The sequence below is a fragment of the Sulfurospirillum cavolei genome, assembly GCF_001548055.1.
GTDB lineage: Bacteria > Campylobacterota > Campylobacteria > Campylobacterales > Sulfurospirillaceae > Sulfurospirillum.
The window spans coordinates 2,574,419-2,600,537 of sequence record NZ_AP014724.1 but is presented as its reverse complement, the minus strand read 5'-3'; the positions used below and the strand labels follow the sequence as shown (position 1 = coordinate 2,600,537).

The following is a 26,119-nucleotide window of genomic DNA, read 5'->3' as shown; positions in this document are numbered from 1 at the left end:
CGATGTTACAGTATACGTATCAAAATTTTTACGAGATTATCGAAGCGAATGCAAAAAATGCGCCTAAAAAAACGGCTATTTTTATCGAAGATCACAAAATTTCGTACCTGAAGCTCAAACAAAGCATCGATACGTTTTCGCGCTTTTTAGAATTTAGCGGTATTCAGCACCAAGACAGAGTTGCCATGATCGTCGGCAACTCTGAGGATTTTCTCATCGCACTCTTTGCGATTACCAAAATCGGTGCGATCGCCGTTCCGCTCAACACATTTTTGAAAAAAGAAGAGTTCGAGTACATCTTAAACGATTGCGGTGCGAAAATGCTGGTGTGTTCTTCGGCGTATGCCAAAGAGACGCAAACCCTTTTGGATACGACGAAGATCCAGAAAATCGTTTGGACCGATAAAAACGACGGTTTGGACGAGCGTAATTACAGCTTTGCGGAAATCGATAGCTCTTTGGAAGCATTGGAGCGTTTTTCCAAGCGACCCGTTTTGGACAATATCGCGTGTATCGTCTATACTTCGGGCACAACGGGAAAACCCAAAGGTGCACAACTCTCGTACCGCAATATTTTCTCCAACGCGATCGGCGGAGCGGAGTCGTTTCAGATTACCGATAAAGATCGTTTTATCGTCTTTTTACCGATGTTTCACTCATTTACGCTTTCCATCATGGTTCTTTTGCCGATGTATACATGTTCTTCGATCGTGATCGTCCGCTCCGTTTTTCCGTTTGCTAAAGTTTTAAAACAAACCTTGCTCAAACAAGTGACCATTTTCTTAGGCGTACCTACCCTTTACAACGCGCTTTTAAAGGCAAAAATTCCGTGGTATTTTATGTGGTTTAATAAAGTACGTATTTTTATCTCGGGAAGTGCCCCGTTAAGCGAACAGTCGCTCAACGAGTTTAACGCTAAATTTAAAAAAGCAAAACTTTTGGAGGGTTACGGACTCAGCGAGTGCTCGCCTGCGGTGTGTGTCAATCGTTTGGATCGTCAAAAGCCGCTTTCAGTCGGTTTGCCGCTTCCGAGTTATGATGTAAAAATCGTCAACGAAGAGCGCTTAGAAGTGAAAAACGGCACGGTCGGCGAGATTATGGTCAAAGGCGATTGCGTTATGCAAGGCTACTTGAATCATCCCGACGCCACCGACGAAACGATTATGAACGGATGGCTTTTAACGGGTGATTTGGGTAAAAAGGACGATGACGGATTTATTTACATCGTCGATCGTAAAAAAGATTTGATTATCTCCAAAGGAATCAATATTTATCCAAGAGAAATCGAAGAATTAATTTACAAATTTGAAGGCGTGGATGCCGTCGCGGTTATCGGACTGAAAGATGAAACCAAAGACGAAGAGGTCATTGCTTTTATTCAGCCTAAAGACGGTATAAGCTTAAAAGAGAATGAATTACGTGCTTATTTGAAAACGCATTTGGCAAATTTTAAACTCCCAAAACAGATCTATTTCGTAGAAGAGCTTCCTAAAAATGCGACGGGAAAAGTCCTAAAACGTGTGTTAAAAGAGAAAATCGAAGCCGGCGGATTCATACGTAAACACCCAAATTAACTTTCTCGTCAAAGGGTTATTTTATTATCATCTTGTCATTATATAAACCTTATATAAAAGTACGACACTTTTTCCATAGGCTCAAAAGGGTATTCATTGCAGTATTTGGTTGATTTTCTTGAAAACAAAGAGGTACAAGCGTGTCAGATTTATGAACATTTAAAATGTTCTCCCGACGAATTAAATTTCTTAAAAATGATGACGAAAGAGTACGTTATAGGTAACGTAGACATCGTTGTTTCGGATATTTTGATTAAACTGTTCGGCGATAAAAACTATGCACATTTACACCATCTTTCCGTGGTCAAGGAATTAATCGAACAAGGATGGATCGTTCAAAATAGTTTTTTAAACTCAAAGATCGTCGACGTTTCGAATTTAGAGCTTCTAAACAGTAGCGTTACGTTAAGTTCCGCTTTTTTAAAGTTGTTGGAAGAGGGAACGCTCGAGGTAGTGTTACCTGACGTTACGCCTTATGCCGATCATCTTGAATATTTGAAAGATCAATTTTACCGAATCGAACTGTATCAAAAGTTTACGCAAACCAAACACGGTGCGACGGAGAGTTCTCCGAGTCTCGGGCGACTCAAAAATAAATTGGAACTTTTGGAAAGCCGTATCAGCGAGCGCTTAAAAGTAACGCAAAACGACATTATCGTCGAGTCGATTTTCAAAGAGAACGAGTTAAACCCCAAAGAACAGTTAATTTTTTTAGCACTTTTAAAAGAGGAGTATGCGGGCGAATTTGAGAGTTTGCGCGATATGAATACGCTGATTAGCTTGATTAGTATGGACGATTACGAAAAGATCAAAAATCGCTCGTTACTGGAAGAGGGTTCCAAACTTATCGAAAATATGATCATCGATTACGACGAGATGCTGAGTACTTTCGGCGGCGTAACGCGAAGTTTTTTCATTTCCGAAGAAATTTTGCAAAAAATTATGCACCCTAATAAAGAAAAGAAAAGCAAGAAAATTAAACTGGATATGCTCATCGGCGAGCAAGAGCTTTTTGAATTGATCGATCCTAAAACCAATTTAGACGACGTGATTTTGCATCCTAAAACCAAGGAAGTGCTCGATAATTTACTCAAGCAAATCGATAAAAGCGTCGTAAAACTGTTGCGAGAGTGGGGCATCAAAGAGCGACGTAGCGGTATCGATGCCAAAGTCATTTTATACGGCCCGCCGGGTACGGGTAAAACCATGACGGCACTTTCTTTGGCAAAATCGATGAAAAAGAGAGTTTTGAGTTTTGATTGTTCAAAAATTCTTTCCAAATACGTCGGAGAAAGTGAAAAAAACGTACGCAATATTTTTGACACCTATAAAGAGTTGTGTAAAAAAACGAAAAGCGAACCTTTGTTGCTTCTCAACGAAGCCGATCAGTTTTTAAGCGCGCGTTCTACCGATAGCGGGGCGAGTGCCGATAAAATGCACAATCAAATGCAAAATATTTTTCTAGAGCAGATTGAGCGTTTCGACGGACTACTTATTGCAACGACCAATCTTTTGGAAACGATCGACCCCGCGTTTTCAAGGCGTTTTGATTACAAGATCGCGTTTGAAAAACCCGATTTTGCTCAACGCGTTTTGTTATGGAAAAAACTTTTGCCGGACAATGCCCCTTACGAAGAGGGCTTTGATGTCGAGAAATTGGCGACTTTTTCACTGACGGGCGGACAAATTCGCGTGGTGCTCAAAAATACGGCTTTGCGCGTTGCGATCAAAAAAGAGCCGCTTTTTACTTATGAAGATTTTAAACTCTCGATCGATCGTGAAACCAAAGGAGCTTTCGGCGACACGAAGTCGGTCGGTTTTATGAGTTAAGGCACGTCAAACGTGCTATTGCGAAGCTTACATGTAAGTTTGGCAACAGCGTTGTTTTGAAAAATTATCGAAGGATTTGGTATGACCCATATGGATTTTGCGCATCCCTATTTCGGAGCGTTTTTCCTCTTTGTTTTCGGTGCGGTCGTCTTTTACGGCATTACGGTTTTAGCGCGTCGCGTCAGTCGCAATATGGCACGTCTCGATACGGAAAAATTGAAACTGACGATTTACGAATGCGGCCCTGAGGTCACCAAACAACCCAATAAAATCTCGGCGCATTTTTACCTTTTTGCCGTGCTTTTTATTTTGTTTGACGTGGAAATTATTTTTATGTTTCCGTGGGCGGTCGACTTTAAGGTTTTAGGAATGTTCGGATTTATCGAAATGATTCTTTTCGTCGTTATTTTAACGATCGGATTTGTCTATGCATGGAAAAAAGGAGCGCTTGAATGGCACAGCATAAAATAAATTACCTTCAAGAAGCAGGTCTTCCCGTTGCCTTAACGACGGTTGACAAACTGGTGCAATGGGGTCGTAGTAACTCGCTTTGGCCGCTTACGTACGGACTTGCCTGTTGTGCGATCGAAATGATGGCGACGGGTGCAAGCCGTTACGACTTCGATCGTTTCGGAACGATTTTTAGAGCGAGTCCGAGACAGTCGGACGTTTTGATTATTGCCGGAACACTGACCAAAAAACACGCGCCGTTTATGCGCCGTTTGTACGATCAAATGCCCGATCCCAAATGGGTTATTAGTATGGGCAGTTGCGCCAATACCGGCGGTATGTTCAATACGTACGCTACCGTTCAAGGTGCCGATCGTATCGTTCCGGTCGATATTTATTTACCCGGATGTGCTCCACGCCCCGAAACCCTTCAATATGCGTTGATGTTGTTACAAAAGAAAATTCGCTCCGAAAAAGCATCACGCAAATTAGCTCCCAAAAGGTTAGTGTAATGAGACCGTACAGCGATAAACAAAACGTACAAAAAAAACCTTACTATTCGGATCGCTATTTCGTAGCACCGCAAATACCCAAAGAAGCGGTAGAGGGCGACGCAGTTTTTGCACAAGACCTTGCAGTGCTCCAATCGAAATTCGAAATTAAAGAGGCGTATATTCAACGCGGACAATTGGTCGTTTATATCGATGCGAGGGACAATGTCGCGCTCTTACAGACGTTGAAAGACGAGTGTGCCTACAATATTCTGAGCGAACACAGTGCGATTGATTGGTTGGCAAAAAGTAACGAATTCGAACTTTTTTATCAACTGCTTTCAACCTCCAAACGTAAACGCCTTCGCGTCAAATGTTTCATTCACGAAAAAGAGGTGCTTCAAAGTGTTTACGGCGTGTATAAAAGTGCCGATTGGGCGGAACGCGAGATGTACGATATGTTCGGTATCGTCATCAGCGGACACCCGTACATGAAACGTCTTTTAATGCCGGACGATTGGTTCGGGTATCCGCTCTTAAAAACCTATCCTTTACACGGCGACGAAGCGGCGCGCTGGTATGAAATCGATAAGATTTTCGGTAAAGAGTATCGCGATATTATCGGTCCTGAAGAGCGCGATAGTGCCCGTGTGGACGAAAACGATACGTATCGCTTTGCGCGTTTGGGACATGAAGTGCCTTTCGGTGCCGAACCGAGCCGTGAAAAAACCTTCCATGATTACCAAGAAGAAGGCGGCGTAACGATCGTGAAGTCGCTCAAGAAAAGCGAGAGTAAAATTGTGAAAGAGAGGCCCTAAATATGCAAAAAGTTAATCGTTTAAAGCCCTTTTTCGAAAACATCGCGTTTGAACGCGAAGACAATCATATGATCGTCAACTTTGGTCCGCAACACCCCAGCGCGCACGGACAGTTGCGGTTGATTTTAGAATTGGACGGCGAGAAAGTCTCCAAAGCCACTCCCGACATCGGCTATTTGCACCGCGGTATGGAGAAAATGGCGGAAAATATGATTTACAACGAATTTTTACCGACGACGGACCGTATGGATTACATCGCGGCGACGTCTAATAACTACGGCTTTGCGTTGGCGGTCGAAACGCTGATCGGTTTGGAAGTGCCAAGACGTGCAAAAGTCATTCGTATGTTGTTGTTAGAGCTCAACCGCATTACCTCGCATCTGTTTTGGCTTGCGACGCATGCCCTAGACGTCGGAGCGATGACGATTTTCTTGTATGCGTTTAGAGAAAGAGAGTATGCGCTTGATTTGATTGAGGACTATTGCGGAGCACGTTTAACGCATTCTTCCGTTCGTATCGGCGGCGTACCGCTTGATTTGCCTAAGGGTTGGCTCGAAAAACTCAACGCCTACGTTAACCGTTTACCGTACGACATCGAAGATTACGAAGGTTTGCTGGATCAAAACCGTATTTGGAAAATGCGTTTGGAGGGTGTCGGTATCGTAACGCCCGAACAAGCGCAAAGTTGGGGTTGTTCCGGTCCGATGCTTCGCGGAAGCGGCATTGCGTGGGATATTCGAAAAGAAGAGCCTTACGAGTTGTACGACGAAGTGGAGTTCGACGTACCCGTCAGTACGACATGCGATAGCTACGGAAGGTATAAACTGCATATGGAAGAGATGCGTCAAAGTATTCGTATCTTAAAACAATTGATGCCGATGTACGACGAAACTGCACCGGAAATTATCGCGCATGCGCCGCAGTATGTTTCGGCTCCCAAAGAGCAGATTATGACGCAAAATTATTCGCTAATGCAACATTTCGTTTTAGTAACGCAAGGTATGAGACCGCCGGTAGGAGAAGTATACGTACCGACCGAATCGCCCAAAGGGGAACTCGGTTTTTATATCAATTCACAAGGCGATCCGTATCCGTACCGTTTAAAACTTCGCGCGCCGAGCTTTTTTCATACGGCCCTCTTGCAAGAGATGCTTGTAGGAGAGTATTTAGCAGACGTGGTGGCGATTATCGGTAACGCCAATATCGTCTTCGGCGAAATCGACAGATAGGAGAGAGGATGCAACGTTACGATTTACGTCATTTAGGAGATGATTTTTACGGGCGAATGCTCGAAATTATCGATGAAACGAGTGAAGGCGAAGTGTCTATCTTCATGTTTGAAATCGGCGATTTTTCTGCGGTACAAAAGAGTGCCGACGTGATTAAGGAAGCGGGTTGGACGCTTTTAAATTCGTTGAAATTTAATGAGACCGATTGGACGATCGTGGTCAAAAAAGTCAAGGTCGCAAACGGTGAATAGAGCATTTTTAAGCGCTTTAGGTCAAAGCGATTTATCCCGTTTTACAACGACATGTAAAGATTGTGACGTTATTTTACTGATCGGCTCTTTGCCTTCGCGTCATAATCTTGCTTTAGCCCAAGAGATTGTTTCGTGCGTCGACTCGGGTGCAAAATTGATCTATCTTTTTACGATGGAAGATCCGATTTTAAGCCCGAAAAGCACATTTTTTAGCCGTTACGAAGTCGGTTCGGAAGAGGGTGTTTTGGCCTTGCTTGCCAAAAGCTTTTTAGCCGAGAATAGCCTTTCTGAAGCCTATCGAACCTACTTTTCAACCTTGGACGACGGTTATGTCAGTGCCGAGAGTAATATCGGAGAAGAAGAGATCGAAGAGATCGAAACGTTATGCGCCGGTGTCACAAAGGGCGTTTTGATTTTGGGAGAAGACCTTTTTTACCATCCAAGAGCCGAGCAGATCGCACGTTTTGCGGGATTAATCGCTCGCCATACGCCGATAAAGCTTCAAATTTCGGGTACAACGCAACACGATTGGATCGCTGCGGAAGAGACGATGGTCGAAGAGGTGGAAGATATTGCCAGCTTTGACGGCGTCGTCGTGTATGAATGTCCGTGCCTCGATACGGAAGAAGAGCGTTTTTTAATCGGCTCTTCTCAATTTCAAGTGGCCGCTAAAGTTCAACACGACGATGCGATTCACGTCGTTTTCGAGCGCGAAACGTATCCTCGCGTTTTCGTACGCGACGAGCGTCTAAAAGGCGTCATCGCTTTATTGCCTTTAGTCAAAGCGAACAACGCTTATCCTTACCATGTAACAAAAATAGTGAAGTGAGAGTGCCATGAGCGAAGTAGTCATTACGATTGACGGGAAAGAGTGCAAAGCCCAAGAGGGAGAGTATGTTTTAGGTGTCGCGCGCCGAAACGGGATTTTTATTCCCGCTTTATGCTATGTGACGGGATGTTCCCCTACGCTTGCATGTCGTTTATGCTTGGTCGATATCGACGGCAAAAGAGCCTATAGCTGTAACGCCCGAGCCAAAGAGGGTATGCAAATTATGACCTCTAGCGAAGAGATCGAAAAAGAGCGTCGCGCGATCATGGAGATTTACGATATTAACCATCCTCTAGAGTGCGGCGTATGCGATCAAAGCGGTGAGTGTGAATTGCAAAATTATACTTTGCATATGGGCGTCGATAGCCAACGCCATTGTATCGCCGATACGCATCGACCGACTAAAAACTGGGGTAAAATTCATTACGATGCTTCGTTATGCATCGTATGTGAACGCTGTGTGACCGTCTGTAAAGACATGATCGGCGAATCGGCTTTGAAAACGACGCCAAGAGGCGGAGCGGAACTCGATAAGGCATGGAAAGATAAAACCGAAAAAGACGCATACGCGATGTGGAACAAACTGCAAAAATCCATTATCGGCGTTGCCAGCGGTGCAGAGAGCTTGGACTGTACGCAGTGCGGCGAATGTACGGCGGTCTGTCCGGTGGGTGCTTTGGTCGGAACGGATTTTCAATACACTTCCAATGCGTGGGAGCTGAAAAAAATCCCTGCGGCAAATCCGCACAGTTCGGATTGTTCGCTTTTATATTACGACGTCAAACATACCGGCATTCACGATGCAAAACCGAAAATTTACCGCGTGAGCAGCGAACACAATTATGCACCGCTTCATGCTGCGGCACGTTACGGGTTTGATTTTCAAAACGAAGCGGAAGGTAAAGACGAAGCGGCATTTTGCAAGGTCGTCGAGTTGCTCAAAACAAAAGTCGATACGATTGCCTTTGACAGTTACATTACCAACGAAGAAGCGTTGATTTTACAAAAACTCAAAGAAAAGTACGGATACCAACTCGTCAACAAAGACGCTAAAGCCTATCAAGATTTTTTAAAAGCGTATGCTAGCACTTCGGGGAAAAGCCTCTACGGCGGAGATTTAGAGAGCGTTAAAGCAAGCAATTTCGTTGTTAGTTTCGGCGGTGCGATCAAAACCGACAGTCCCAATGCCGGTTATGCGATGAACAATGCACTCGTGATGAACAAAGGAGCGGGGCTTTATTTTCATCCGATTTTCGACCCTATCGTTGCGGGCTATTCAAAAAACCTTCTGAGTATTACGCACAAGATCGGCACCGAAGAAGCAATCGCCTATCTGTTACTCGATCTTTTCGGCGATAAAGAGCGTATGCCGCAGGGCTTGAAGACCTATTTGGATTCCTTTCACACGGTAGAAAAGAAGAAAGTTCAAGAGAGCGTCAAAGAAGAGATCAAAGAGATACTCAAAGACGAAGAGAGCGGCGAAGAAAAAGAGGTTGTCAAAAGCGTGACGAAAACGATCGAAAAAGAGATCGAAGTCGATACCAACGCTTTGGTCGCTATGATCGGAGCGCAAGACGATCTTCTTGAGGCGATAACAAAGTTGTCGGATAAGAAAGATCGTTTCAGTTTGATTGCGGGAGCCGACTTGTACACGCATCCGCGTGCAAACAATATTGCCGCACTGCTCGGACTGATCGAGCGATTGACGCCGTTTGAGGTTTTAATCGTTCCTTCACGCACCAACACGTTAGGCGTTGCCTTGACATGTGAGCTTGAAGACGTAAAGGGTAACTTTACGCTCGGCTACAACGTTCAAGGCGACGTCACGTTGAGTGCTTTGGGAAAAGGCGATTTGGCGATGCCCGCGTTAAATCAGCAAGAAGGTACGTTTACGTCGATGAACAAGCGCGTCGTTCCGACCAATGCCGCGTTGGCGTTTAACGGATATTGTCTGAACGACGTAGCCAACGCGTTGGGGCTGGAGGCGGAATGGACGATCGATTATACGCCTCTTTTACCGAGCGAGAAAGGCTTCAAAGCCGAAAAATTCGATGCTTTACCCAATCGTTTCGAAAACGACGGAACGGAACAAAGAGGGTATCTTTTAACGACGCACGATCTTACATGTCACGATGAGGTCGAGCCGATCGAAAACCTTATATGTCAGGGAAGCGATTTTGTGTATAACGCCAATCCCGTACACCAATTTAGTGCTTTTACGAACCGAGCGCACCAACTTAACGAAGCGGGAGCATTGTATGCTTCGGCGGCGTTTTTAGAAGCAAAAGATTTAAAAAATAACGATACGGTCGTTCTGGAAAATAAAGAAGGCGATCGTTTGGTAATCGCCGTGAAAGAAGATAAAACACTCGGCGGAATGATCCCTTATTTGCCGAGTTTTGATACGAAAATCGATACGACGCCGTTTTTCAAAACGGGGTATCGATTTGCCGACGTAACGATCAAAGGAGTCAGTCATGTTTGATACGGCCGTTATCATTGAAACCGTCGTAAAAGCCGTTATCGTCGTTGCCGTTATCGCGGCATTGGCGGGGTTTGCGACGTTTATCGAACGTAAAGTCTTGGCCTTTATGCAGCGTCGTTTAGGCCCGATGCACGTCGGACCTTACGGATTATTGCAATTGGCGGCGGACGGAATTAAACTGTTTACGAAAGAAGATATTATTCCTCAAAATGCCATCAAGCCGATTTTTATGATCGCTCCGGTTATTGCCGCAACGACGGCATTCGTCGCAATGGCGGCGGTTCCTTATTTTCCGGAATTTACGCTTTTTGGATACACGATTCATCCGATTATCTCCGACATCAACGTTGCGTTGCTTTACGTTATGGGCGTAGCGTCGGTCGGTATTTACGGGCCGTTGCTTGCGGGCATGAGCAGTGCCAATAAATGGTCTCTTTTGGGTGCGGCACGTGCCGTGGTGCAGATGTTGTCGTTTGAAGTGGTCAGCGGACTCTCCGTTTTAGCTCCGATTATGATGATAGGTTCGCTCTCCTTGATCGATATTAACGATGCGCAAACGGGCGGTATCGGCGATTGGTTGATTTGGAAGCAACCGTTGGCGTTTGTGCTATTTGCAATTGCGGGTTTTATGGAGACTAACCGCGCACCTTTCGATACGGTCGAGTTTGAAGCCGAAATCGTCGCCGGATATGCGACGGAGTATTCGGGTATGCGTTGGGGGCTCTTTTTTATCGGCGAATATGCCAATATGATTACGATTTCGGTGTTAGTCAGCATCATTTTTATGGGCGGATACAATGCGTTTTGGTTTATCCCCGGCGGTCTTATGATGCTTCTTAAGGTCTCGTTTTGGATTTTTCTGTTCTTGTGGGTTAGAGCCGCATGGCCGCATGTACGTCCCGATCAATTGATGTGGGTATGCTGGAAAGTGTTGATGCCTTTATCGGTCGTCAATATTGTCATTACCGGCTTTGCGCTACTTTAGGAGGCGATGATGGAGCTTAAAGATTTCAAACGCAGGGATGTCGGTTCCGCGTATATTTTTTTAAAAACCGAAGCGACGCCTACCGACGGCTGGCAAGCGTTCAAACGTTTTGTTAAGCGAACGCTCAAAGGCGAGCTTTTCGTCGGTCTTTGGATCGTTTTACGAGAGATGATCCGTTTTGATATTCACACCTTGCAGTATCCTTTGGAAAAGATCGAGATGAGCCCGAGATACCGTGCGATTCATCGTTTGTTACGTTTGTTTGAAAGCGGGAGCGAGCGTTGTATCGGGTGTGGATTGTGCGAAAAGATTTGTATCTCCAATTGTATTCGTATGGACACGCACGTAGACGAGAAAAGCCGTAAAGTCGTGAGCGAATACAGTATCAATTTTGGACGTTGTATTTTTTGCGGTTATTGTGCCGAGGTTTGTCCCGAACTTGCAATCGTTCACGGAGCGGAGTATGAAAATGCCGGTGAGCAACGTGCGCATTTTGGATTGAAAGAAGATATGTTAACGCCTTTGGATACGTTCAAAGCCAAACAACAAAAAGAGTTTCAAGGCTTCGGCGCGTTAAGTGCCAATGCCGACGAAAACGTTAAACAAACACCATTAGCGTATTGAGGTTAGCATGTATGAAGTGATAGCTTTTTATCTTTTTGCCGCACTGACGATCGCAATGTTTACGATTGTGGTGATGAGTAAAAATGCGCTTTACGCCATGAGCGCGTTAGCGGGCGGTATGATTTTTATTTCGGGATTCTTTTTCCTCTTGGATGCCGAATTTTTAGGTGTCGTGCAGATCGTCGTTTATTCGGGTGCGATTATGGCGTTGTATGCGTTTGGTATGATGTTTTTCGATACCACGAGAGACGTGAGCGAAAAAATGCGTTCCAAAAAAATCGCCTACACGCTTTTTGTGTTAAGTGCGATTTTAATGGTCGTCATTTTGTCCGCACCGCTTGTTTCTTCAAGCGTGCAGGCAAACTTTCCGATCGTAGAGCATGTCGGTAACGTACAAATGATCGGATTGGTTTTGTTTACAAAATACCTCATTCCGTTCGAACTGGCGGCGATTATGCTCTTAGTGGCGATGATTGCCGGCATCGTTTTGGCGAGTAAAAAGATGGACGAACATTTAAACATTGAAGACGAAGAGATCGGAAACGTAAAGGAGAGTCGATGATAGGATTAACGCATTACCTTGTTTTGACGGGTATTTTATTCTCGATCGGGCTTGTCGGCGTGATGCGTCGAACCAACCTTTTGATGCTCTTCTTTTCAACGGAAATTTTGCTCAATGCCGTCAATATCGGTTTTGTCGCCGTGTCTAAATTTTACGGCGATTTGAGCGGTCAAATGTTTGCCTTCTTTATTATCGCCGTAGCGGCAAGCGAAGTCGCCGTCGGCCTTGGACTTTTAATTTTGTGGTATAAACGCAACGGTTCGGTCGATCTAAACAGTTTACAAATGATGAAGGGATAAGGCATGGAAAACTATCTTTATACGGCACTCTTCTCGCCGCTTGTCAGTTCCCTGTTCGTCGCCGTGTTTGCGGCACGTCCGAAAATGCTTTTTACGGGAATCGTCGCATCGCTGCTGATTGCCGTTTCGATGATTTGCTCGTTTGTGTTGCTCGTCGACGTCAATACTTACGGACCTTTACATGTCACGATGATGGATTGGATTACCGCGGGCAATTTGGAAATACCTTTCGGTTTCGTCGTCGATGAGGTTTCGGTCATTATGATGGTAACCGTCACGCTGGTTTCGACGATTGTGCATATTTACTCCATCGGTTATATGGATCACGATAAAAGCTTTAACCGCTTTTTCTCGTACCTTTCCGCGTTTGTGTTCTCGATGATGATTTTGGTCATGAGCGACAACTTCGTCGGACTTTTTATCGGATGGGAAGGCGTGGGACTTTGTTCATGGTTGTTGATCGGATTTTGGTATCATAAACACTCCGCATCTTGGGCGGCAAACGAAGCGTTTATTATGAACAGAATCGCGGATCTTGGAATGTTGATGGGTCTTTTCTTGATTTACTGGAATGTCGGATCGTTTCAATACGACGACGTTTTTGCCGCCGCACCGGAACTTCCCGTTAGTATCGTCGTCACGATCGGTATTTTCTTATTTATCGGTGCGATGGGTAAATCGGCACAGTTTCCGCTCCATACGTGGCTTGCGGATGCGATGGAAGGTCCGACACCCGTTTCGGCGTTGATTCATGCGGCAACGATGGTTACCGCGGGCGTTTATTTGGTGATTCGTGCCGGCGAGTTGTACAGTTTAATCCCGCATGTAGGATTTGCGATCGCTTCTTTAGGTGCTTTCGTCGCCGTTTTTGCGGCTTCGATGGCATTGGTCAATAACGACTTAAAACGCATTATCGCCTATTCGACGCTTTCGCAACTTGGGTACATGTTCGTTGCGGCAGGTTTGGGCGCTTACTGGATTGCACTGTTTCACTTGATGACGCATGCCTTTTTTAAATCGTTGCTTTTCTTGGGTGCCGGTAACGTTATGCATGCGATGCACGATGAGCTAAACATCAAAAAGATGGGAGGGCTTTACGGTTCCATGAAAGCCACCGCAATTTTGATGAGTGTCGCTTCGGTTGCCTTGGCGGGTATTTATCCGTTTGCGGGATTTTTCTCCAAAGATAAAATTTTGGAAGTCGCGTTTAACGAAGGGGCGTACGGTTTATGGCTCGCTTTGTTCATCGGTGCGGGCTTAACGGCGTTTTACAGTTTTCGTTTAGTGATGTTGGTTTTCTTCGGCGAAAAAGAACATGTCAAATACGGCATTCATCCTCACGATGCGCAACCTTTCGTCATTTACGCCCTTTTACCCTTAGGTTTATTGGCAATTATTGCGGGCTTTTTTGAACCGATGTTTGAAGCGTTCGTTACCCGCTTGGTCAGCGAATACCATATTCATATTCCGCACGCAACCGAGTATCTTTTAATTGCCGCAACGCTGGGAATCGCGCTAAGCGGTATCGGCTTTGCCGTGTACAAATACAAACGGGGCGGTTTCTCCAAATCGTTGGAAGACAAAGCGTGCTATCGATTGTTAAGCAATCAATACTATATTCCCAAGTTATACGAATGCTATATTATGCGACCGTTTACGGTGCTCTCCAAATTCGTATGGCAAAAAATCGATATGAAAGTGGTGGATTTTACGGTAGATATCATCGCTAAATGCATTTATGCAAGCGGTCAAGAGGCGAGAAAGATTCAAAGCGGAAATCTTTCCGATATGTTACGATGGATGATCGTAGGGATGCTGGTTCTCCTTGCGTTTGCAATCGTCTATAGCGCGATGATGTAGGAGTGAGGTAATGGAGCATATTTTATCCCTTTTGGTATTTTTCCCGGCGATGGCCGGACTTTTAGGCTTTTTGGTTGTAAAAGAGAGTATTCGTGCGTACGGTATCTGCGTGAGTGCTATCGAGTTTGTTTTGTCTTTAATCTTATGGATGGTTTTTGATACGAGTAATCCGGGCTATCAGTTCGTCGAGTTTTTTCCTTTCGTCCCCAGTTACGGTATGAATTATTATCTGGGCGTTGACGGTATTTCGCTCTTTTTGATTATATTATCGACGTTTATCACGATGATTGCATTAATCGGATTGAGCATTGAAAAAGAGATTAAAAATCTCGTCATTACCGTTTTATTCTTAGAGATGACGATGGTCGGCGTTTTCGTTATTTTAGACGTCGTATGGTTTTATGCGTTTTGGGAACTCTCCTTAATTCCGATGCTCTACATCATCGGTGCGTGGGGCAGTGCCAATCGTATGTATGCGGCGATCAAATTTTTCCTTTACACTTTTTCCGGCTCGGTTTTAATGTTGGTGGGTATTTTGTATATGGGGTATTTGTACCACGATGCAACGGGTATTTGGAGTTTTGCATTGCCCGATTGGTACGCTTTACAAGTACCGTTTGATGCACAATTATGGCTTTTCGGAGCTTTCTTCGTAGGCTTTGCGATTAAAGTACCGATGTTCCCGTTTCATACGTGGTTGCCTTATGCCCACGGTCAAGCTCCGACCATCGGTTCGGTCATCTTGGCGGCGGTGCTTTTAAAAATGGGAAGTTACGGTTTCGTGCGTTTTTCACTGCCGCTCTTTCCGGACGCATCGGTCTATTTTCTGATTCCGGTTGCGATCATTTGTATTATTATGGTGATCTATGCGGCGATGATCGCTTATGCGCAAGAAGATATGAAACAAGTCATCGCGTACAGTTCGATTTCGCATATGGGTATCGTGATTTTAGGAACGTTTGCGATGAACGGCGAGGGAATTACCGGTTCGATCTTTTTAATGCTCAGTCACGGTATCGTGAGCGGTGCATTGTTTATGTTAGTGGGCGTCATTTACGATAGACGTCATACGAAGATGATGAAAGACTTCGGCGGTTTGGCTTCGGTAATGCCCAATTTTGCGACGATTTACGGCATTATGCTGATGGCTTCGGTGGGACTTCCATTGACCGTAGGTTTTGTCGGAGAGTTTCTCTCTTTGGCGGGTTTTTACCGTATCAATTGGGTGATGACGCTTTTGGCGGGAACGGGCATTATCTTAGGAGCGGTTTACATGTTAGTGCTTTATAAAAAGTCCTTCTTCGGTGAAGTCGTACATGTCGAAAACAAAACCCTCAAAGATTTAAATGCCAAAGAGCTAAGCGCACTGATTCCTTTAGTCGCTTTGGTCGCTATTTTGGGCATTTACCCTAAACCGATTTTAACGACCATCGATGCGAGCGTCGAAAAAATGTTGGTTTTAATGGATCAAAAAGCCCTTCAAGATAAGACGAAAGAGCTCTTAATGAAAGCGAATACGATAGGAGGGAATCACTAATGTTAGAGCCTATTTCAATCGATATCGCAGGGCTAAATTTACAAGCACTTTTGCCGATGGCGATTTTGACGATCGGCGCGTTAGCGCTTATTTGCGTCGACTTGGCGGTTAAAGGGCTGAATCGTAGCTTTCTAACGATGATTACGATTTTGTTCATTGTCTTGGATTTTGGGGCGGTTATCGGATACAAAGGCGACGTGCGCGGCTTCTTCGACGTTCTGTTGATCGACGGTATTTCGCTGATCGCACAAGTCATTATTTTGGTCGCTTCCGCACTTTTTTTACCGCTTTCCATGAGCCATCGTCATTTTAGAGAATTTAAGATGGCGGAATTTTACGCCCTTTTTATGTTTATGATCGTCGGCTTTCAATGCATGGTGACCAGCGATAACTTGATTTTAATTTTTATCGGTTTGGAAACGTCAAGCCTTGCACTGTATACGCTGATCGCTCTTCACAATCGCGCCAAAGCGTTTGAGGCGGCAATTAAGTATTTTACGATGGGTGCCTTGGCGGCGGGTTTTTACGGCATGTCCGCATTGATTTTCTATGCGTTGACCGGCAGCGTTGAAATCCATCAGATCGAACAGGTTTTACAAGAACGTCACTTTGAGCCGTTAGTCGGCGTTTTAGCGGCTACGATTTTTATGGTGGCGGCTCTTGGATTTAAACTCTCGTTAGTCCCTTCCCATACATGGACGCCCGACGTTTACGAAGGAAGTTCCGCACCGCTTGCCGGTTACATGTCAATCGTTCCGAAGATTGCGGGTTTCGTTGTCGCGATGCGTTTGTTTGAAATGCTCGTCGCTTCGGGCGTGGTATGGTTGGAATACGTATTGTACGCTGCGGTGGTGCTGACGATGACTTTAGCCAATATCACGGCATTGGTGCAAGAAGACGTTAAACGTATGTTGGCGTTTAGTTCGATTTCGCATGCGGGTTCTATGATGGCGGCGATTTTAATCGGAACGACCCAAGCCAATACGGCGTTGTTTGTTTATTGGATATTTTTCCTCTTTACCAACTTGGGTGCGTTTACGATGTTGTGGATCGTGCGACACCGCGAAAATCTATGGGACGAGCGTTATCAACATCCTTATACGAAGTTTTCGGGTTTAGTGAAAATTATGCCGATGACGGCGACGATTATGGGTATTTTTATGTTTGCGCTTGCGGGAATGCCGCCGTTTTCGGTTTTCTGGGGAAAACTGTATTTGATCAGTGCCGCAATTAACAGCGACTATATTTGGCTCGCCGTCGTGATCGCACTTAACAGTGCCGTTGCCGTTTATTATTATATGAAATTGGTCGTTTACATGTTCTTGCACGAACCGGTCACGATCGATGCAAGACTCTACGCAACCAACGCTTCGACATCGCTCAAAGTCATCGTAGGTTTTGCCGCTATCGTGACGATATTTTCGATTGCTTTTGTGGAACCGCTTTTACAAGTTATTACGCACTACGTCGCTTCCAGCGGCTTTTAGATAAGGGGAGAAAATCCCCTTATTTTGCTATAATGTAGGCATGAAATACATTTTTCTTCTTTGGGTTTTATCGGCACAACTTTTTGCTTTAGAGATCGTATTGAATAGCGGCAAAGAGAATAAAATCAATTATGCTATTTTACACCTTATCGACGCGTCGCCGTTTACATGTGAGACGATTCCCGACGCTTTAGAGCACAAACGCTACTTATGCAAAATCGAAAGAGCGATCGATAAACCGATCGAGCCGAAAAAGATGAAGTTTGCCGAACTCGATTTTTATGAGAAAGAGGGTGCTTTTTATATCGCTATCGAGCCCAAAGTCGATTCTAAATTAATTGCGGTCGAAGAGAGCTTGTTCGAAACGAAAGAGGTGTTAGGCAAGCCTAAACTTAAACGTTACGCGCATTGGACGATTCTTTTTCAAGAAAAGCCGTTATACACGCAAAAAAAACCGCTTGACGCTATTGATTTTCCCGTTGTTTATTCCAAACAAGAGATGCCTTACGTCGGGGCGTTAGATCTGAACGGAAAACCGATTTCGTATGCGCAAAGTAAAGACATCACTCTTTATTTGGATATAAAACAAGCCTACGAAAAAGGCGATTATGAAAGTGTCGTCAAAGACGTAACGCGCGTATTGAACGCTTTTCCCAATTCGATTTTCCGTAGTGAACTCGAGTTGTTTCAAATGCGCTCTATGGATAAAATCTTAAGCGCACGGAGTGAAGATTCGGCGGAACTTAGCTTTAACGATACGACGATTGCCGAAATCGCCAAACGTTGGAGTAAAGAGTTTACGAGTGATGAAAATTTACCCGAAGTCTTGATGCTGATGACCAAAGCGTATCTGAAAAGCGGTTCCAAATCGGATGCCAATTACTTTTTGGATATTTTAGTCAGCGAACATCCCGATAACATTTTTACAAAAAAAGCCATTTTACTCTATGCCGACCATCTCTTTGCCAAAAAAGAGAAAGAAAAAGCGATGAAGCTTTACTTAGACGTTCTGTACGGTGCGCAAGACATTGACGTCGCTTCCGAAGCCGCGATTCGACTGAGCGATTATCAAATGGATGCGGGTAAGCTAAAAGAGGCGAAAGAGTATTTACTCAAAGTCTTGAACGTTAATGCCGCGTATTTACTTAAAGATACGTCGGCAAGCTATAAGTTGGCAAAGCGGTTGTACGAGCATAAATTGTACGATCTTGCGGCGTCGATTACCGATCTTTTATTGGCGAATATGTCCAAAAAAGAGGAAAATCGCGAATTGCTCCTGAAAGAAAGCGGCGATTGGCATGCCAAAGCCAACGAAACGGAAGCGGCATACGGACGCTATCAAGAGTACCTAAGCGACTATAAAACAAACGGCGAATACCTTCAAGACGTGAACGAAGCTTTGGACGAACTCTTCTTTAAACGTCCGGAAAACAACGAAACGAAATTGGAAAATTATTACGACAAATTGATCGAAAAGTACAATAACGAAATCGGTCAAAAAGCCCTTTTGGAAAAAGCCAATCTTTTGATGAAGCAAAAACGGTATCAAGACGTTTTGGGAATGCAAGACGCATTGACGAAAGTCCCCGATCGTTTTGATCTTAAAGGCGAAGAACTCGTTTATGAAGCGGCAAAATCCCTTGCGTTGCAAGCGTTGGAAAAGAGCGAATGTCCAACGACAATCGACTTAATCGAAACCTACAAACTGCAATTGGGCGACGGCGCGCACGACGATAAACTTTTTGAGTGTTTTATGCGTCAATCGCGCTTTGATCGTGCTAGAGAAATATCCGGTGCGCATTTGAAAGACGCGTCGCTTCAAAAACGTTACGAATGGACGCAAAAAGAGGTACAGGCGTTGGTGAAAACGGGACGTTTTAAAGAGGCGATCGCGTTTAAAGAAGATTTGAAAACCTTAACGTTTTCGCTTCGACAAAAGATCGACTTGGCGACGCTTCGCGATCTCTTTTTTGCTTATACGGGGTTGAAAGACTTAGAAGGAGCTTCTTCGTTGGCGGAAGGTATTCGCATTTTATACCCTAATGAAGCCGGTACGATCGATCTGTATTATGAAATCGTTAAAATGGCAAGCGACGCTAAAAACGATCTGCTTTTGAGCCAATACGCCAAGATTATTATGCAGATGCAAGCGCAGTTTAAAACGACCGCATATACGCCGAGCGTGGAGCTTTTATATATTGATGCCCTTAAACGTTTAGAGCGCAATGAAGAGGCATTGAGTATTGTTGAGCCGTTGTTAAACGTCCACGTAGCACCTAAAGATAAAATACGCCTCTTGTACCACGCGGGGGAACTTAGTATGAAATTGAAGAATACCGAAAAAGCAAAAGCCTATTTCACGCAATGCGTCGCGGTGAACGACCAAAGCTCGTGGAAAAGCATTTGCCAACAAAATCTCGATTTGTTGCCTTAAAAAAGGATTGATTTTATCTCGCTAAAAGCGTCCATCGAGTATCTTCCTCCCATACGCCCAAGACCTGATTGTTTCATGCCTCCAAAAGGCGGTGTTTTGGCGTTGGACGTTGCCGTATTGATTAAGACTCTTCCGCTTCGTATCTGTTTGGCAAACGCTAAAGCTCTTTGCTCGTCGTCGGAAAAAACGTATGCCGAGAGGCCGAAAATCGTATGGTTCGCCATACGTTTGGCTTCGTCTTCGTTTTCATACGTAAGCACGCACAACACCGGACCGAAAATCTCTTCTTGAACGATTTTGAGATCTTCGTCTTCGCAAATAAAAATCGTCGGTTTGACGAAATAGCCGCGCGTTAAGCCTTCCGCCCTTCCGAGTCCGCCGCACAAAAGTCTTGCTTTCGCGTCGATACCGCTTTGAATATACGATTGAACGGTATTAAACTGCGTTTGCGTGATCATCGGTCCGATATGAGTTGTTTCTTCTTTAGGATCGCCGATACGAAGGCGTGCAACGGCTTCAAGAAGTAAACGTTCCGTTTCGGCAAGTCTGGCTTTAGGAATCAAAAGACGGCTTCCGGCATGGCAAGCTTGTCCGCTATTGCTAAAAGCACTGCTTAAAACGTGCGGAATGGCTTTTTCAAAAGAGGCGTCTTCTAAAAGAACCGTCGGGGATTTTCCGCCGAGCTCTAAGGTCATGCGTTTAACGCTCTTGGCGCACTTTTCAAAAATACGCTTTCCCGTTTTCGTGCTTCCGATAAACGAGACGGCATTGATCAGCGGATGGGAGGTTAAGGCTTCACCGACGCTTTCTCCGGTTCCTTGTACGACGTTGATAACGCCTTTAGGGATACCGGCTTTGTGAACGCATTCCAAAAAGGCTTGCGTTTCGAGGGCGTTCAATTCGCTCGGTTTAATGACCAACGTACACCCCATGGCGATGGCCGGAGCGATATTGCCGCAAAGATGGGCAAGATTGGCATTCCACGGGATAATGACGCCGATAACGCCGATGCCTTCTTTGAGAGTAATGGAAAAAGCATCTTGCTTGATAAAATCGTAGGTTTGAAGCTCGTCTTTAATATCCAAAAAAAGGCGAATCGCATTTTTCGTTCGTCGCCTCGTCGTCGTAATCGTTGCCCCGAATTCCAAAACCGCCAGATCGATCAGCTCACTCTCGCGTTCGCTCAATGCGTCGTGAAGGCGCTCAAGCATCTGCATCCTCTCTTCGATCGACGTCTTTGAAAACGTTTCAAACGTTTGTGCGGCACAGGTAATCGCTTCGTCCATCGCTTGGGGCGTACTCAGGTAAATTTGCGCGATGGCTTCTTCGGTCGTCGGATTTTTAAGGATAAGGCTTTCATGAGAACGAATAGGCGTAAATACGCCGTTGATGTAATTGTGATCGATAACTTTCATACGACAATAGACCTTGTTTCGGAAGTAAAATATCGTGTAATCGTATCGAAAAGATGTTCAATATCGCCTTTGACATGTAAGGGAAATTGGGAAGCGTTGAAGGTGCGTTGGCGCTTGGCTAAATGAATCGTATTGAAACTGATGCGCTCGACAAGTTCGTTGTATTTCAAGCTTCCGTCAAAATAGTCCAAAACCTCTTTAATGCCGATGGCTTTCATGCATTGAGGGGCTCTGCCGTAACGTTTTTCCAAACCGAAAACTTCATCGACCAACCCGAGTTTGATCATGGTGTGCGTGCGTAACGTAATTTTCTGTGCGAGAACTTCTCTTGGGACGTCGATTTCAAAAAGGGCAAGTTCGCTGATCAAAGGTGCTTGTTTAGAGCGTTCCAGATACACGGAGGGTATCTCTGCCGTTGCGATAAAAATTTCCAACCATTTTTCGATTCGATAGCGATCGCTAGACGCGATTTTGGAAGCATACGAAGGATCCGTGCGTCGTATGAGATCGTACGCCAACGGTATATCGCACATCAAGCGTCGAATTTCGTCTTGGGCGGAATTTGAAATTTCGGGTCTAAGGCTGAGTCCTTCCATCATGGCTTTGAGGTAAAAGCTCGTTCCTCCGACGATAATCAGATTTTTTCCTTCCTCTTCGGCACGCGCTTTGGCTTCTGCGTAGAGCCCGAAGAACATCGTCACGTCAAAATGCTCGTCCGGAAACAAAACGTCGATTCCCAAATGCGTCATGCCTTCTCTTTCCGGAATGCTAGGCTTTGCCGAAGCAATATCGATGTAACGATAGATGCTTAAGGAATCCAAAGAGAGGATTAAGGCGTTATGGCGTTTGGCAAGTGCAATGGCAAGGGCGGTTTTACCGGATGCGGTTGGACCTAAAATAGCGACGGTTTTCACGAATATCTCTTTCGTATGAGGGGTTGGTAATGGGCAATTATAACACTTTTAAAGGGTTTTGTTGTAAAATCGAGCTATCTTACTCTAAAAAGGTTTCGCGTGCAATCGTTTTGGCAAAAACTGAAAGACATCGGCGATTTGATCGTCTTTAAACACTCTATCTTCGCCCTTCCGTTTATTTTCACGGCCATGATCGTTGCCTCTAAAGCACAAAACGATACGGTTTGGTTTGGGTTTAAATTATTGATTTTAGGTCTAGCCGCCGCCGTGAGCGCGCGTAATTTTGCCATGGCGTTTAATCGATACGCCGATCGCGATATCGATCAATACAATCCAAGAACCGCCGGTCGCCCGAGCGTAGACGGGCGCATCGGAAGCTCCAATCTTCTACTGTTTATCGCAATCAATGCAGGCGTTTTTATTTTAGTCGCTTATCTTATTAACGATCTCGCGTTTGCACTGAGCATACCGATTTTGATCGTCTTGGGCGGTTATTCGTTGTTTAAACGCTTTTCGCCGTATGCCCACTTGGTCTTAGGAATGTCTTTGGGGCTTGCTCCGATTGCGGGCGTGATCGCCGTACAAGAAGCGACGCCGCTTTGGGCGATTTTACTCTCAATCGGCGTGATGTATTGGGTCGCGGGATTTGATCTTTTGTACTCGCTGCAAGATATGGAATACGACAAGGCTAACGGGCTTTTCTCGATTCCCTCGCGTTTCGGTAAAGACGCGACGTTTTTTATTTCGCGGCTTTTTCATGCCCAAACGATTCTCTTTTGGTTTTTATTTGCGTTAAGCGCGTCGTTGGGCTTTTTTGCTTACGTCGGCGTTGCACTTTCTGCGGTAGTGCTTTTTTTCGAACACCGCATCGTTGTGCGCGATTTTACGAAAATTGACCGTGCTTTTTTTACGCTTAACGGCTATTTAGGCATTCTCTTTTTTGTCTGTATTTTGATCGATAGGTTTTAGCATGGATTCGATTCGCTTGGTCAACGCGTGCTTAACGCTCTTTTTTGAAGAAGGCGTCTATAAAGAAGAACAACGTTTTACGCACGAATACGAAGAGCTCTCCGTTTTGAACGACGATGCTTTGGGCGCATGGCTCAAGTCTTCGAAAACGCGCAAAGAGGTGCAAGAAAGCGATCCCGTTTTATTGGCGTTGATCATCGAGTTGCATCGAAAGGTTGACATGTTAACGCGTATGGTGGAACAAAAAGAGCAGCCTTTGCATCTTCCTTTGCGCGGTGAAGCAACGATTCATGCCGTAGGTTACGACGGTTATTTTGAATGCGACGTTCCCGTATTGCAAACGGAACGCTCGTACTACGGACGATTTATGCTTCCGAGCTTTCCCAAACGCGTCACGCCGCTTTTTTTTCAAGCGTTGTCGCCTACGCTTGCCAAAATTACGACGATGCATCACGAAGACGAGCGGGAATGGGACACCTACGTGGCTTCATGCGAGAGAGCGATGATTCGAGAGATGAAAGGATTTGACGATGAGTATTGAGACATTGGCGTTTATCGCATTGGCGGCGTTGATCGTCATTATTTTTTTGATGGTTTACATTCGAGACGTTGAAGTCAATAAAAAACTTTTGATTTACGAAAAAAGCATTGAAGAGCTCAACTACCAAAACCATGTACTCAATAAAACGCTCACGGAGATGAAGGCGCAAGAACAAACCGACCCGAAGGCGTTGGAAAAGAGGATTCTCGATCAGGCAAAACAAGAAGTGCAACACAGCCTACTTCCGGTCGTCGCTTCGCTCAAAGACGTCGAAAAAATTATGCAGCATTTCAGAGACGAACAAAGTGCGCGTATCGACCGCATCGAAAGCCGAACCAAAGAGATGAGTTTTGCTTCGGTCGTACCTTCTAGTTCGAATGAAAAGATGATTTTATCTTTATTTGCCAAAGGTAAAAGCGAAGCGGAAATCGCAAAAGATTTGCGTATCGGCGTGGGCGAAGTAGATTTGGTGCTCAAACTGGCCAACCTCAAGTAGAACGTTCGAGGAGATTTAACGCGTTACATGTAAGATTTTGACGATCGTAAAATCCTACATGTAAGCTTCATTTTTTTACGAAGAGCGGGAATGGCGACATTGCGTCGTACACTCTTCAATCATTGCATCGAGGGTTTTAAACAAGGTCATGCTCGCCTCTTCCATCTGTTTGAAATTATCGATAAATATTCCGATATTTTGAAGACGGTTACCCGTTTCGCGCAACGTTTCCAGATTGTTCAAAACGCAACTATGAACGGTCTTGTGCGGTGCTTCGAGTGCCGCATACGATTTTGTAACGCTAAAGCGCTCTTTGGTAAAAGGGTTGAGGTACCATTTGCCTAAGCGACAATTTTCGTGATCGACGAAATGCGTGTCCGTTTTTTCGTTGAGCACCGCGGAATAGGCGTTGGTTTTGTAGACGATGTGGTCGATTTTCGCCAAAATAGTAAAAATTTTATTTTCCAAGCGGTAAGACGTATCCGCCGTGCGGTTGGCATCGTGATTGAACGCTTTTAACGCTTCTTCGAAATGAACGACGTTTTGACCGCTGGTATCGGCTATCACGCTGATACGCTCGGAATTGGCATAGATGCCGTTGGTCTCTTGTTGAAGCGTTTGAATCGTCATGGCAATCTCTTGCGTCGCTTTTTGCGTACGTTCGGCAAGTTTGCGTACTTCATCGGCAACGACCGCAAAACCTCTGCCGTGTTCTCCCGCACGCGCCGCTTCGATGGCGGCATTGAGTGCTAGAAGGTTGGTTTGATCGGCAATATCTTTGATGAGGTTGACGACGGAGGAGATTTCGGAGGTGCGTGCGCTAAGTGAGGTAATAGCTTCGTTCGAGCTGTTTAAAAGTTCCAATAACTCTTGAATGCCTTGCGTCAATTCGGTGACGGTTTGAAGACTCTCGTCCGATTTATGTGCCGTCTCATCGGAAATTTGCGTGATTGTATTCATCTCTTCGATACTTGACATCAAGTCTTTTTGAATGCTCACGACACCGTTGTTTCCGTTGCCCAAATCGGCAAAAGCCGAAGAGAGCATGCCTTTAGCTTTACCTTTTTGTCCTTCTAAAATACCTTGAACACCCGAAGCAATATAACGCGCGTTCACCGAAAACAGACCGCGAAAACCTTCGTTAAAGATATTGCGATACGTTTTTCCGGCACCCGCCATTTCGATAGACGTTTTGGTTTCCCGCATCAACGCTTCGATTTGATCTAAAAGGTCGTTGATTTCTAAGGCGATTTTCCCCATCGGTTTGTTAGGATCCGCTTCAATCACGCGCGGTTCCAAGTTCCCTTGTGCGGCTTCGCGAATGACATGTAAGGTTTTTTCGTACAACGCGCTATCGCACTGCATCGTTTTTTGACTGCCCCAAAACGATCCCGCAACCAGCCCCGTAATCAAAAGAGACGAGTCGACGACGCTTGGGGTCGGATATAAAACGTTAAGTGCCAGCAAGACGACGAACAATCCCGCCAAGGGAAATTTATAAGCGTTGAAGAGCGTTTGAAAATTCGTCATAATCGACTCCTTTTTCGTGTAAATAGTGCGTTAAATATTCCGAAGAAGCATCGATGCCTCCCGTTTTTTCCAATGAAAGCAGCTTTTCGTATAAGGGTTTGATGATCTCCAAAGCTTTGGGATTGGCTTTGCGTCGAATCGAATAGTATCCGACGATGTGCCGATTGGAATCGGTCGATGCCGTAACGTTGGCATAAACCCAATAATAGCCTCCGTCAAAGCTCAGGTTTTTGATATAGGCAAAGATTTCTTCTTGACGCGCAATCTTTTCCCACAAATATTTAAAGATAATTTTGGGCATATCGGGGTGGCGAATAATGCGATGGGGTTGACCCAAGAGGTCGGACTCTTGCGCGCCGACGATCTGCAAAAAGGGTTGATTACAATAGGTAATATGTCCCTTCGTATCGGTTTTGGAGACTAAAAAGGCATCGAGTTTAACATCGTGCTCTTTGGATGTCAGAACAATTTTTTGCATCGTGCTTGCTCCTTAAAAATTAGGGTAGACT

24 protein-coding genes are annotated in these 26,119 nt (G+C 45.0%); 20 read left to right on the top strand and 4 right to left on the bottom strand.

The features are described from left to right. Nucleotides 1–2: 2 nt before the first annotated feature. The 17 genes from UCH003_RS13030 to UCH003_RS12950 all read left to right on the top strand — a co-directional run bounded on the left by UCH003_RS13030 (nt 3) and on the right by UCH003_RS12950 (nt 19,745). The gene (locus UCH003_RS13030; protein WP_039671894.1) at nt 3–1,574 is read left to right on the top strand and encodes a fatty acid--CoA ligase; all 1,572 of its coding nucleotides are present in this window, start codon (nt 3–5) and stop codon (nt 1,572–1,574) included. Nucleotides 1,575–1,670: 96 nt separating this feature from the next. Continuing rightward, complete coding sequence (locus UCH003_RS13025) at nt 1,671–3,404, top strand: ATP-binding protein (RefSeq protein WP_039671895.1); 1,734 nt, start codon at nt 1,671–1,673, stop codon at nt 3,402–3,404. Nucleotides 3,405–3,485: 81 nt separating this feature from the next. Further along, a complete protein-coding gene (locus tag UCH003_RS13020) occupies nt 3,486–3,875 on the top strand; it encodes an NAD(P)H-quinone oxidoreductase subunit 3 (protein WP_039671896.1) in 390 nt (129 codons plus the stop codon). Then, nucleotides 3,857–4,366, top strand: coding sequence for a NuoB/complex I 20 kDa subunit family protein (locus UCH003_RS13015; RefSeq protein WP_039671898.1), 510 nt, complete (start codon nt 3,857–3,859; stop codon nt 4,364–4,366). Before UCH003_RS13020 ends, UCH003_RS13015 begins: the two co-directional genes overlap by 19 nt. Continuing rightward, nucleotides 4,366–5,163, top strand: a complete 798-nt coding sequence (locus UCH003_RS13010; RefSeq protein ID WP_060826820.1) for an NADH-quinone oxidoreductase subunit C — start codon at nt 4,366–4,368, stop codon at nt 5,161–5,163. The genes UCH003_RS13015 and UCH003_RS13010 overlap by 1 nt, the downstream gene beginning before the upstream one ends. 2 nt (nt 5,164–5,165) lie before the next feature. Further along, nucleotides 5,166–6,392 carry an NADH dehydrogenase (quinone) subunit D gene (gene nuoD, locus UCH003_RS13005; RefSeq protein ID WP_039671900.1) on the top strand — a complete coding sequence of 409 codons (1,227 nt, stop codon included), beginning with the start codon at nt 5,166–5,168 and terminating at the stop codon, nt 6,390–6,392. Nucleotides 6,393–6,400: 8 nt separating this feature from the next. Further along, nucleotides 6,401–6,643 carry an NADH-ubiquinone oxidoreductase subunit E family protein gene (locus UCH003_RS13000; RefSeq protein WP_060826819.1) on the top strand — a complete coding sequence of 81 codons (243 nt, stop codon included), beginning with the start codon at nt 6,401–6,403 and terminating at the stop codon, nt 6,641–6,643. Further along, the gene (locus UCH003_RS12995; RefSeq protein WP_144441018.1) at nt 6,636–7,472 is read left to right on the top strand and encodes a hypothetical protein; all 837 of its coding nucleotides are present in this window, start codon (nt 6,636–6,638) and stop codon (nt 7,470–7,472) included. Before UCH003_RS13000 ends, UCH003_RS12995 begins: the two co-directional genes overlap by 8 nt. A 7-nt stretch (nt 7,473–7,479) precedes the next feature. Further along, nucleotides 7,480–9,957, top strand: coding sequence for an NADH-quinone oxidoreductase subunit G (locus UCH003_RS12990; RefSeq protein WP_060826817.1), 2,478 nt, complete (start codon nt 7,480–7,482; stop codon nt 9,955–9,957). Beyond that, entirely contained in the window at nt 9,950–10,942 is a 993-nt protein-coding gene (gene nuoH / locus UCH003_RS12985) for an NADH-quinone oxidoreductase subunit NuoH (protein ID WP_039671904.1), read from the top strand. The genes UCH003_RS12990 and nuoH overlap by 8 nt, the downstream gene beginning before the upstream one ends. Nucleotides 10,943–10,951: 9 nt before the next feature. Then, nucleotides 10,952–11,566 carry an NADH-quinone oxidoreductase subunit NuoI gene (nuoI, locus tag UCH003_RS12980; RefSeq protein ID WP_060826816.1) on the top strand — a complete coding sequence of 205 codons (615 nt, stop codon included), beginning with the start codon at nt 10,952–10,954 and terminating at the stop codon, nt 11,564–11,566. Between the two features lie 7 nt (nt 11,567–11,573). Continuing rightward, complete coding sequence (locus UCH003_RS12975) at nt 11,574–12,128, top strand: NADH-quinone oxidoreductase subunit J (RefSeq protein WP_060826815.1); 555 nt, start codon at nt 11,574–11,576, stop codon at nt 12,126–12,128. Further along, entirely contained in the window at nt 12,125–12,427 is a 303-nt protein-coding gene (gene nuoK, locus UCH003_RS12970) for an NADH-quinone oxidoreductase subunit NuoK (protein ID WP_039671907.1), read from the top strand. The genes UCH003_RS12975 and nuoK overlap by 4 nt, the downstream gene beginning before the upstream one ends. Before the next feature lie 3 nt (nt 12,428–12,430). After that, nucleotides 12,431–14,287 carry an NADH-quinone oxidoreductase subunit L gene (gene nuoL, locus UCH003_RS12965; protein WP_060826814.1) on the top strand — a complete coding sequence of 619 codons (1,857 nt, stop codon included), beginning with the start codon at nt 12,431–12,433 and terminating at the stop codon, nt 14,285–14,287. Between the two features lie 10 nt (nt 14,288–14,297). Next, nucleotides 14,298–15,824, top strand: a complete 1,527-nt coding sequence (locus tag UCH003_RS12960; protein WP_039671910.1) for an NADH-quinone oxidoreductase subunit M — start codon at nt 14,298–14,300, stop codon at nt 15,822–15,824. Then, nucleotides 15,824–17,311, top strand: coding sequence for an NADH-quinone oxidoreductase subunit NuoN (gene nuoN / locus UCH003_RS12955; RefSeq protein WP_060826813.1), 1,488 nt, complete (start codon nt 15,824–15,826; stop codon nt 17,309–17,311). Before UCH003_RS12960 ends, nuoN begins: the two co-directional genes overlap by 1 nt. A 40-nt stretch (nt 17,312–17,351) precedes the next feature. After that, complete coding sequence (locus UCH003_RS12950) at nt 17,352–19,745, top strand: DUF7494 domain-containing protein (RefSeq protein ID WP_060826812.1); 2,394 nt, start codon at nt 17,352–17,354, stop codon at nt 19,743–19,745. Here UCH003_RS12950 and UCH003_RS12945 read toward each other — a convergent pair. Together UCH003_RS12945 and miaA are read right to left on the bottom strand one after the other, a co-directional pair. Then, a complete protein-coding gene (locus UCH003_RS12945) occupies nt 19,742–21,160 on the bottom strand; it encodes an aldehyde dehydrogenase family protein (protein ID WP_060826811.1) in 1,419 nt (472 codons plus the stop codon). The genes UCH003_RS12950 and UCH003_RS12945 overlap by 4 nt on opposite strands. Then, nucleotides 21,157–22,074: a tRNA (adenosine(37)-N6)-dimethylallyltransferase MiaA gene (gene miaA, locus UCH003_RS12940; protein WP_060826810.1), complete on the bottom strand. Its 918-nt coding sequence runs from the start codon at nt 22,072–22,074 to the stop codon at nt 21,157–21,159. Before miaA ends, UCH003_RS12945 begins: the two co-directional genes overlap by 4 nt. A 99-nt stretch (nt 22,075–22,173) precedes the next feature. Here miaA and mqnP point away from each other — a divergent pair, with 99 nt between their 5' ends. Genes mqnP through UCH003_RS12925 form a run of 3 tightly spaced genes read left to right on the top strand, consistent with a single transcriptional unit; the run spans nt 22,174 to nt 24,080 of the window. Beyond that, nucleotides 22,174–23,043, top strand: a complete 870-nt coding sequence (gene mqnP / locus UCH003_RS12935) for a menaquinone biosynthesis prenyltransferase MqnP (protein WP_060826809.1) — start codon at nt 22,174–22,176, stop codon at nt 23,041–23,043. A 1-nt stretch (nt 23,044) separates the two neighbouring features. Beyond that, nucleotides 23,045–23,584 carry a hypothetical protein gene (locus UCH003_RS12930; RefSeq protein ID WP_060826808.1) on the top strand — a complete coding sequence of 180 codons (540 nt, stop codon included), beginning with the start codon at nt 23,045–23,047 and terminating at the stop codon, nt 23,582–23,584. Next, entirely contained in the window at nt 23,574–24,080 is a 507-nt protein-coding gene (locus UCH003_RS12925) for a DUF6115 domain-containing protein (protein WP_041962689.1), read from the top strand. Before UCH003_RS12930 ends, UCH003_RS12925 begins: the two co-directional genes overlap by 11 nt. Before the next feature lie 75 nt (nt 24,081–24,155). Here UCH003_RS12925 and UCH003_RS12920 read toward each other — a convergent pair whose 3' ends face one another. Further along, nucleotides 24,156–25,610: a methyl-accepting chemotaxis protein gene (locus UCH003_RS12920; RefSeq protein WP_060826807.1), complete on the bottom strand. Its 1,455-nt coding sequence runs from the start codon at nt 25,608–25,610 to the stop codon at nt 24,156–24,158. After that, complete coding sequence (locus tag UCH003_RS12915) at nt 25,576–26,088, bottom strand: PAS domain-containing protein (RefSeq protein ID WP_060826806.1); 513 nt, start codon at nt 26,086–26,088, stop codon at nt 25,576–25,578. Before UCH003_RS12915 ends, UCH003_RS12920 begins: the two co-directional genes overlap by 35 nt. Nucleotides 26,089–26,119: the final 31 nt, after the last annotated feature.

What these genes read in the sequence shown, in the direction of transcription:
- nuoH (WP_039671904.1), top strand. Translation starts at nt 9,950, where the DNA reads ATGTTTGATACGGCCGTTATCATTGAAACCGTCGTAAAAGCCGTTATC.
- UCH003_RS12975 (WP_060826815.1), top strand. Translation starts at nt 11,574, where the DNA reads ATGTATGAAGTGATAGCTTTTTATCTTTTTGCCGCACTGACGATCGCA.
- UCH003_RS13000 (WP_060826819.1), top strand. Translation starts at nt 6,401, where the DNA reads ATGCAACGTTACGATTTACGTCATTTAGGAGATGATTTTTACGGGCGA.
- UCH003_RS12960 (WP_039671910.1), top strand. Translation starts at nt 14,298, where the DNA reads ATGGAGCATATTTTATCCCTTTTGGTATTTTTCCCGGCGATGGCCGGA.
- UCH003_RS13010 (WP_060826820.1), top strand. Translation starts at nt 4,366, where the DNA reads ATGAGACCGTACAGCGATAAACAAAACGTACAAAAAAAACCTTACTAT.
- UCH003_RS12945 (WP_060826811.1), bottom strand. Translation starts at nt 21,160, where the DNA reads ATGAAAGTTATCGATCACAATTACATCAACGGCGTATTTACGCCTATT.
- UCH003_RS12915 (WP_060826806.1), bottom strand. Translation starts at nt 26,088, where the DNA reads ATGCAAAAAATTGTTCTGACATCCAAAGAGCACGATGTTAAACTCGAT.
- UCH003_RS12925 (WP_041962689.1), top strand. Translation starts at nt 23,574, where the DNA reads ATGAGTATTGAGACATTGGCGTTTATCGCATTGGCGGCGTTGATCGTC.
- nuoL (WP_060826814.1), top strand. Translation starts at nt 12,431, where the DNA reads ATGGAAAACTATCTTTATACGGCACTCTTCTCGCCGCTTGTCAGTTCC.
- UCH003_RS12950 (WP_060826812.1), top strand. Translation starts at nt 17,352, where the DNA reads ATGAAATACATTTTTCTTCTTTGGGTTTTATCGGCACAACTTTTTGCT.
- nuoI (WP_060826816.1), top strand. Translation starts at nt 10,952, where the DNA reads ATGGAGCTTAAAGATTTCAAACGCAGGGATGTCGGTTCCGCGTATATT.
- UCH003_RS13020 (WP_039671896.1), top strand. Translation starts at nt 3,486, where the DNA reads ATGACCCATATGGATTTTGCGCATCCCTATTTCGGAGCGTTTTTCCTC.
- nuoK (WP_039671907.1), top strand. Translation starts at nt 12,125, where the DNA reads ATGATAGGATTAACGCATTACCTTGTTTTGACGGGTATTTTATTCTCG.
- UCH003_RS12930 (WP_060826808.1), top strand. Translation starts at nt 23,045, where the DNA reads ATGGATTCGATTCGCTTGGTCAACGCGTGCTTAACGCTCTTTTTTGAA.
- UCH003_RS12990 (WP_060826817.1), top strand. Translation starts at nt 7,480, where the DNA reads ATGAGCGAAGTAGTCATTACGATTGACGGGAAAGAGTGCAAAGCCCAA.
- UCH003_RS13015 (WP_039671898.1), top strand. Translation starts at nt 3,857, where the DNA reads ATGGCACAGCATAAAATAAATTACCTTCAAGAAGCAGGTCTTCCCGTT.
- UCH003_RS13030 (WP_039671894.1), top strand. Translation starts at nt 3, where the DNA reads ATGTTACAGTATACGTATCAAAATTTTTACGAGATTATCGAAGCGAAT.
- UCH003_RS12920 (WP_060826807.1), bottom strand. Translation starts at nt 25,610, where the DNA reads ATGACGAATTTTCAAACGCTCTTCAACGCTTATAAATTTCCCTTGGCG.
- nuoN (WP_060826813.1), top strand. Translation starts at nt 15,824, where the DNA reads ATGTTAGAGCCTATTTCAATCGATATCGCAGGGCTAAATTTACAAGCA.
- nuoD (WP_039671900.1), top strand. Translation starts at nt 5,166, where the DNA reads ATGCAAAAAGTTAATCGTTTAAAGCCCTTTTTCGAAAACATCGCGTTT.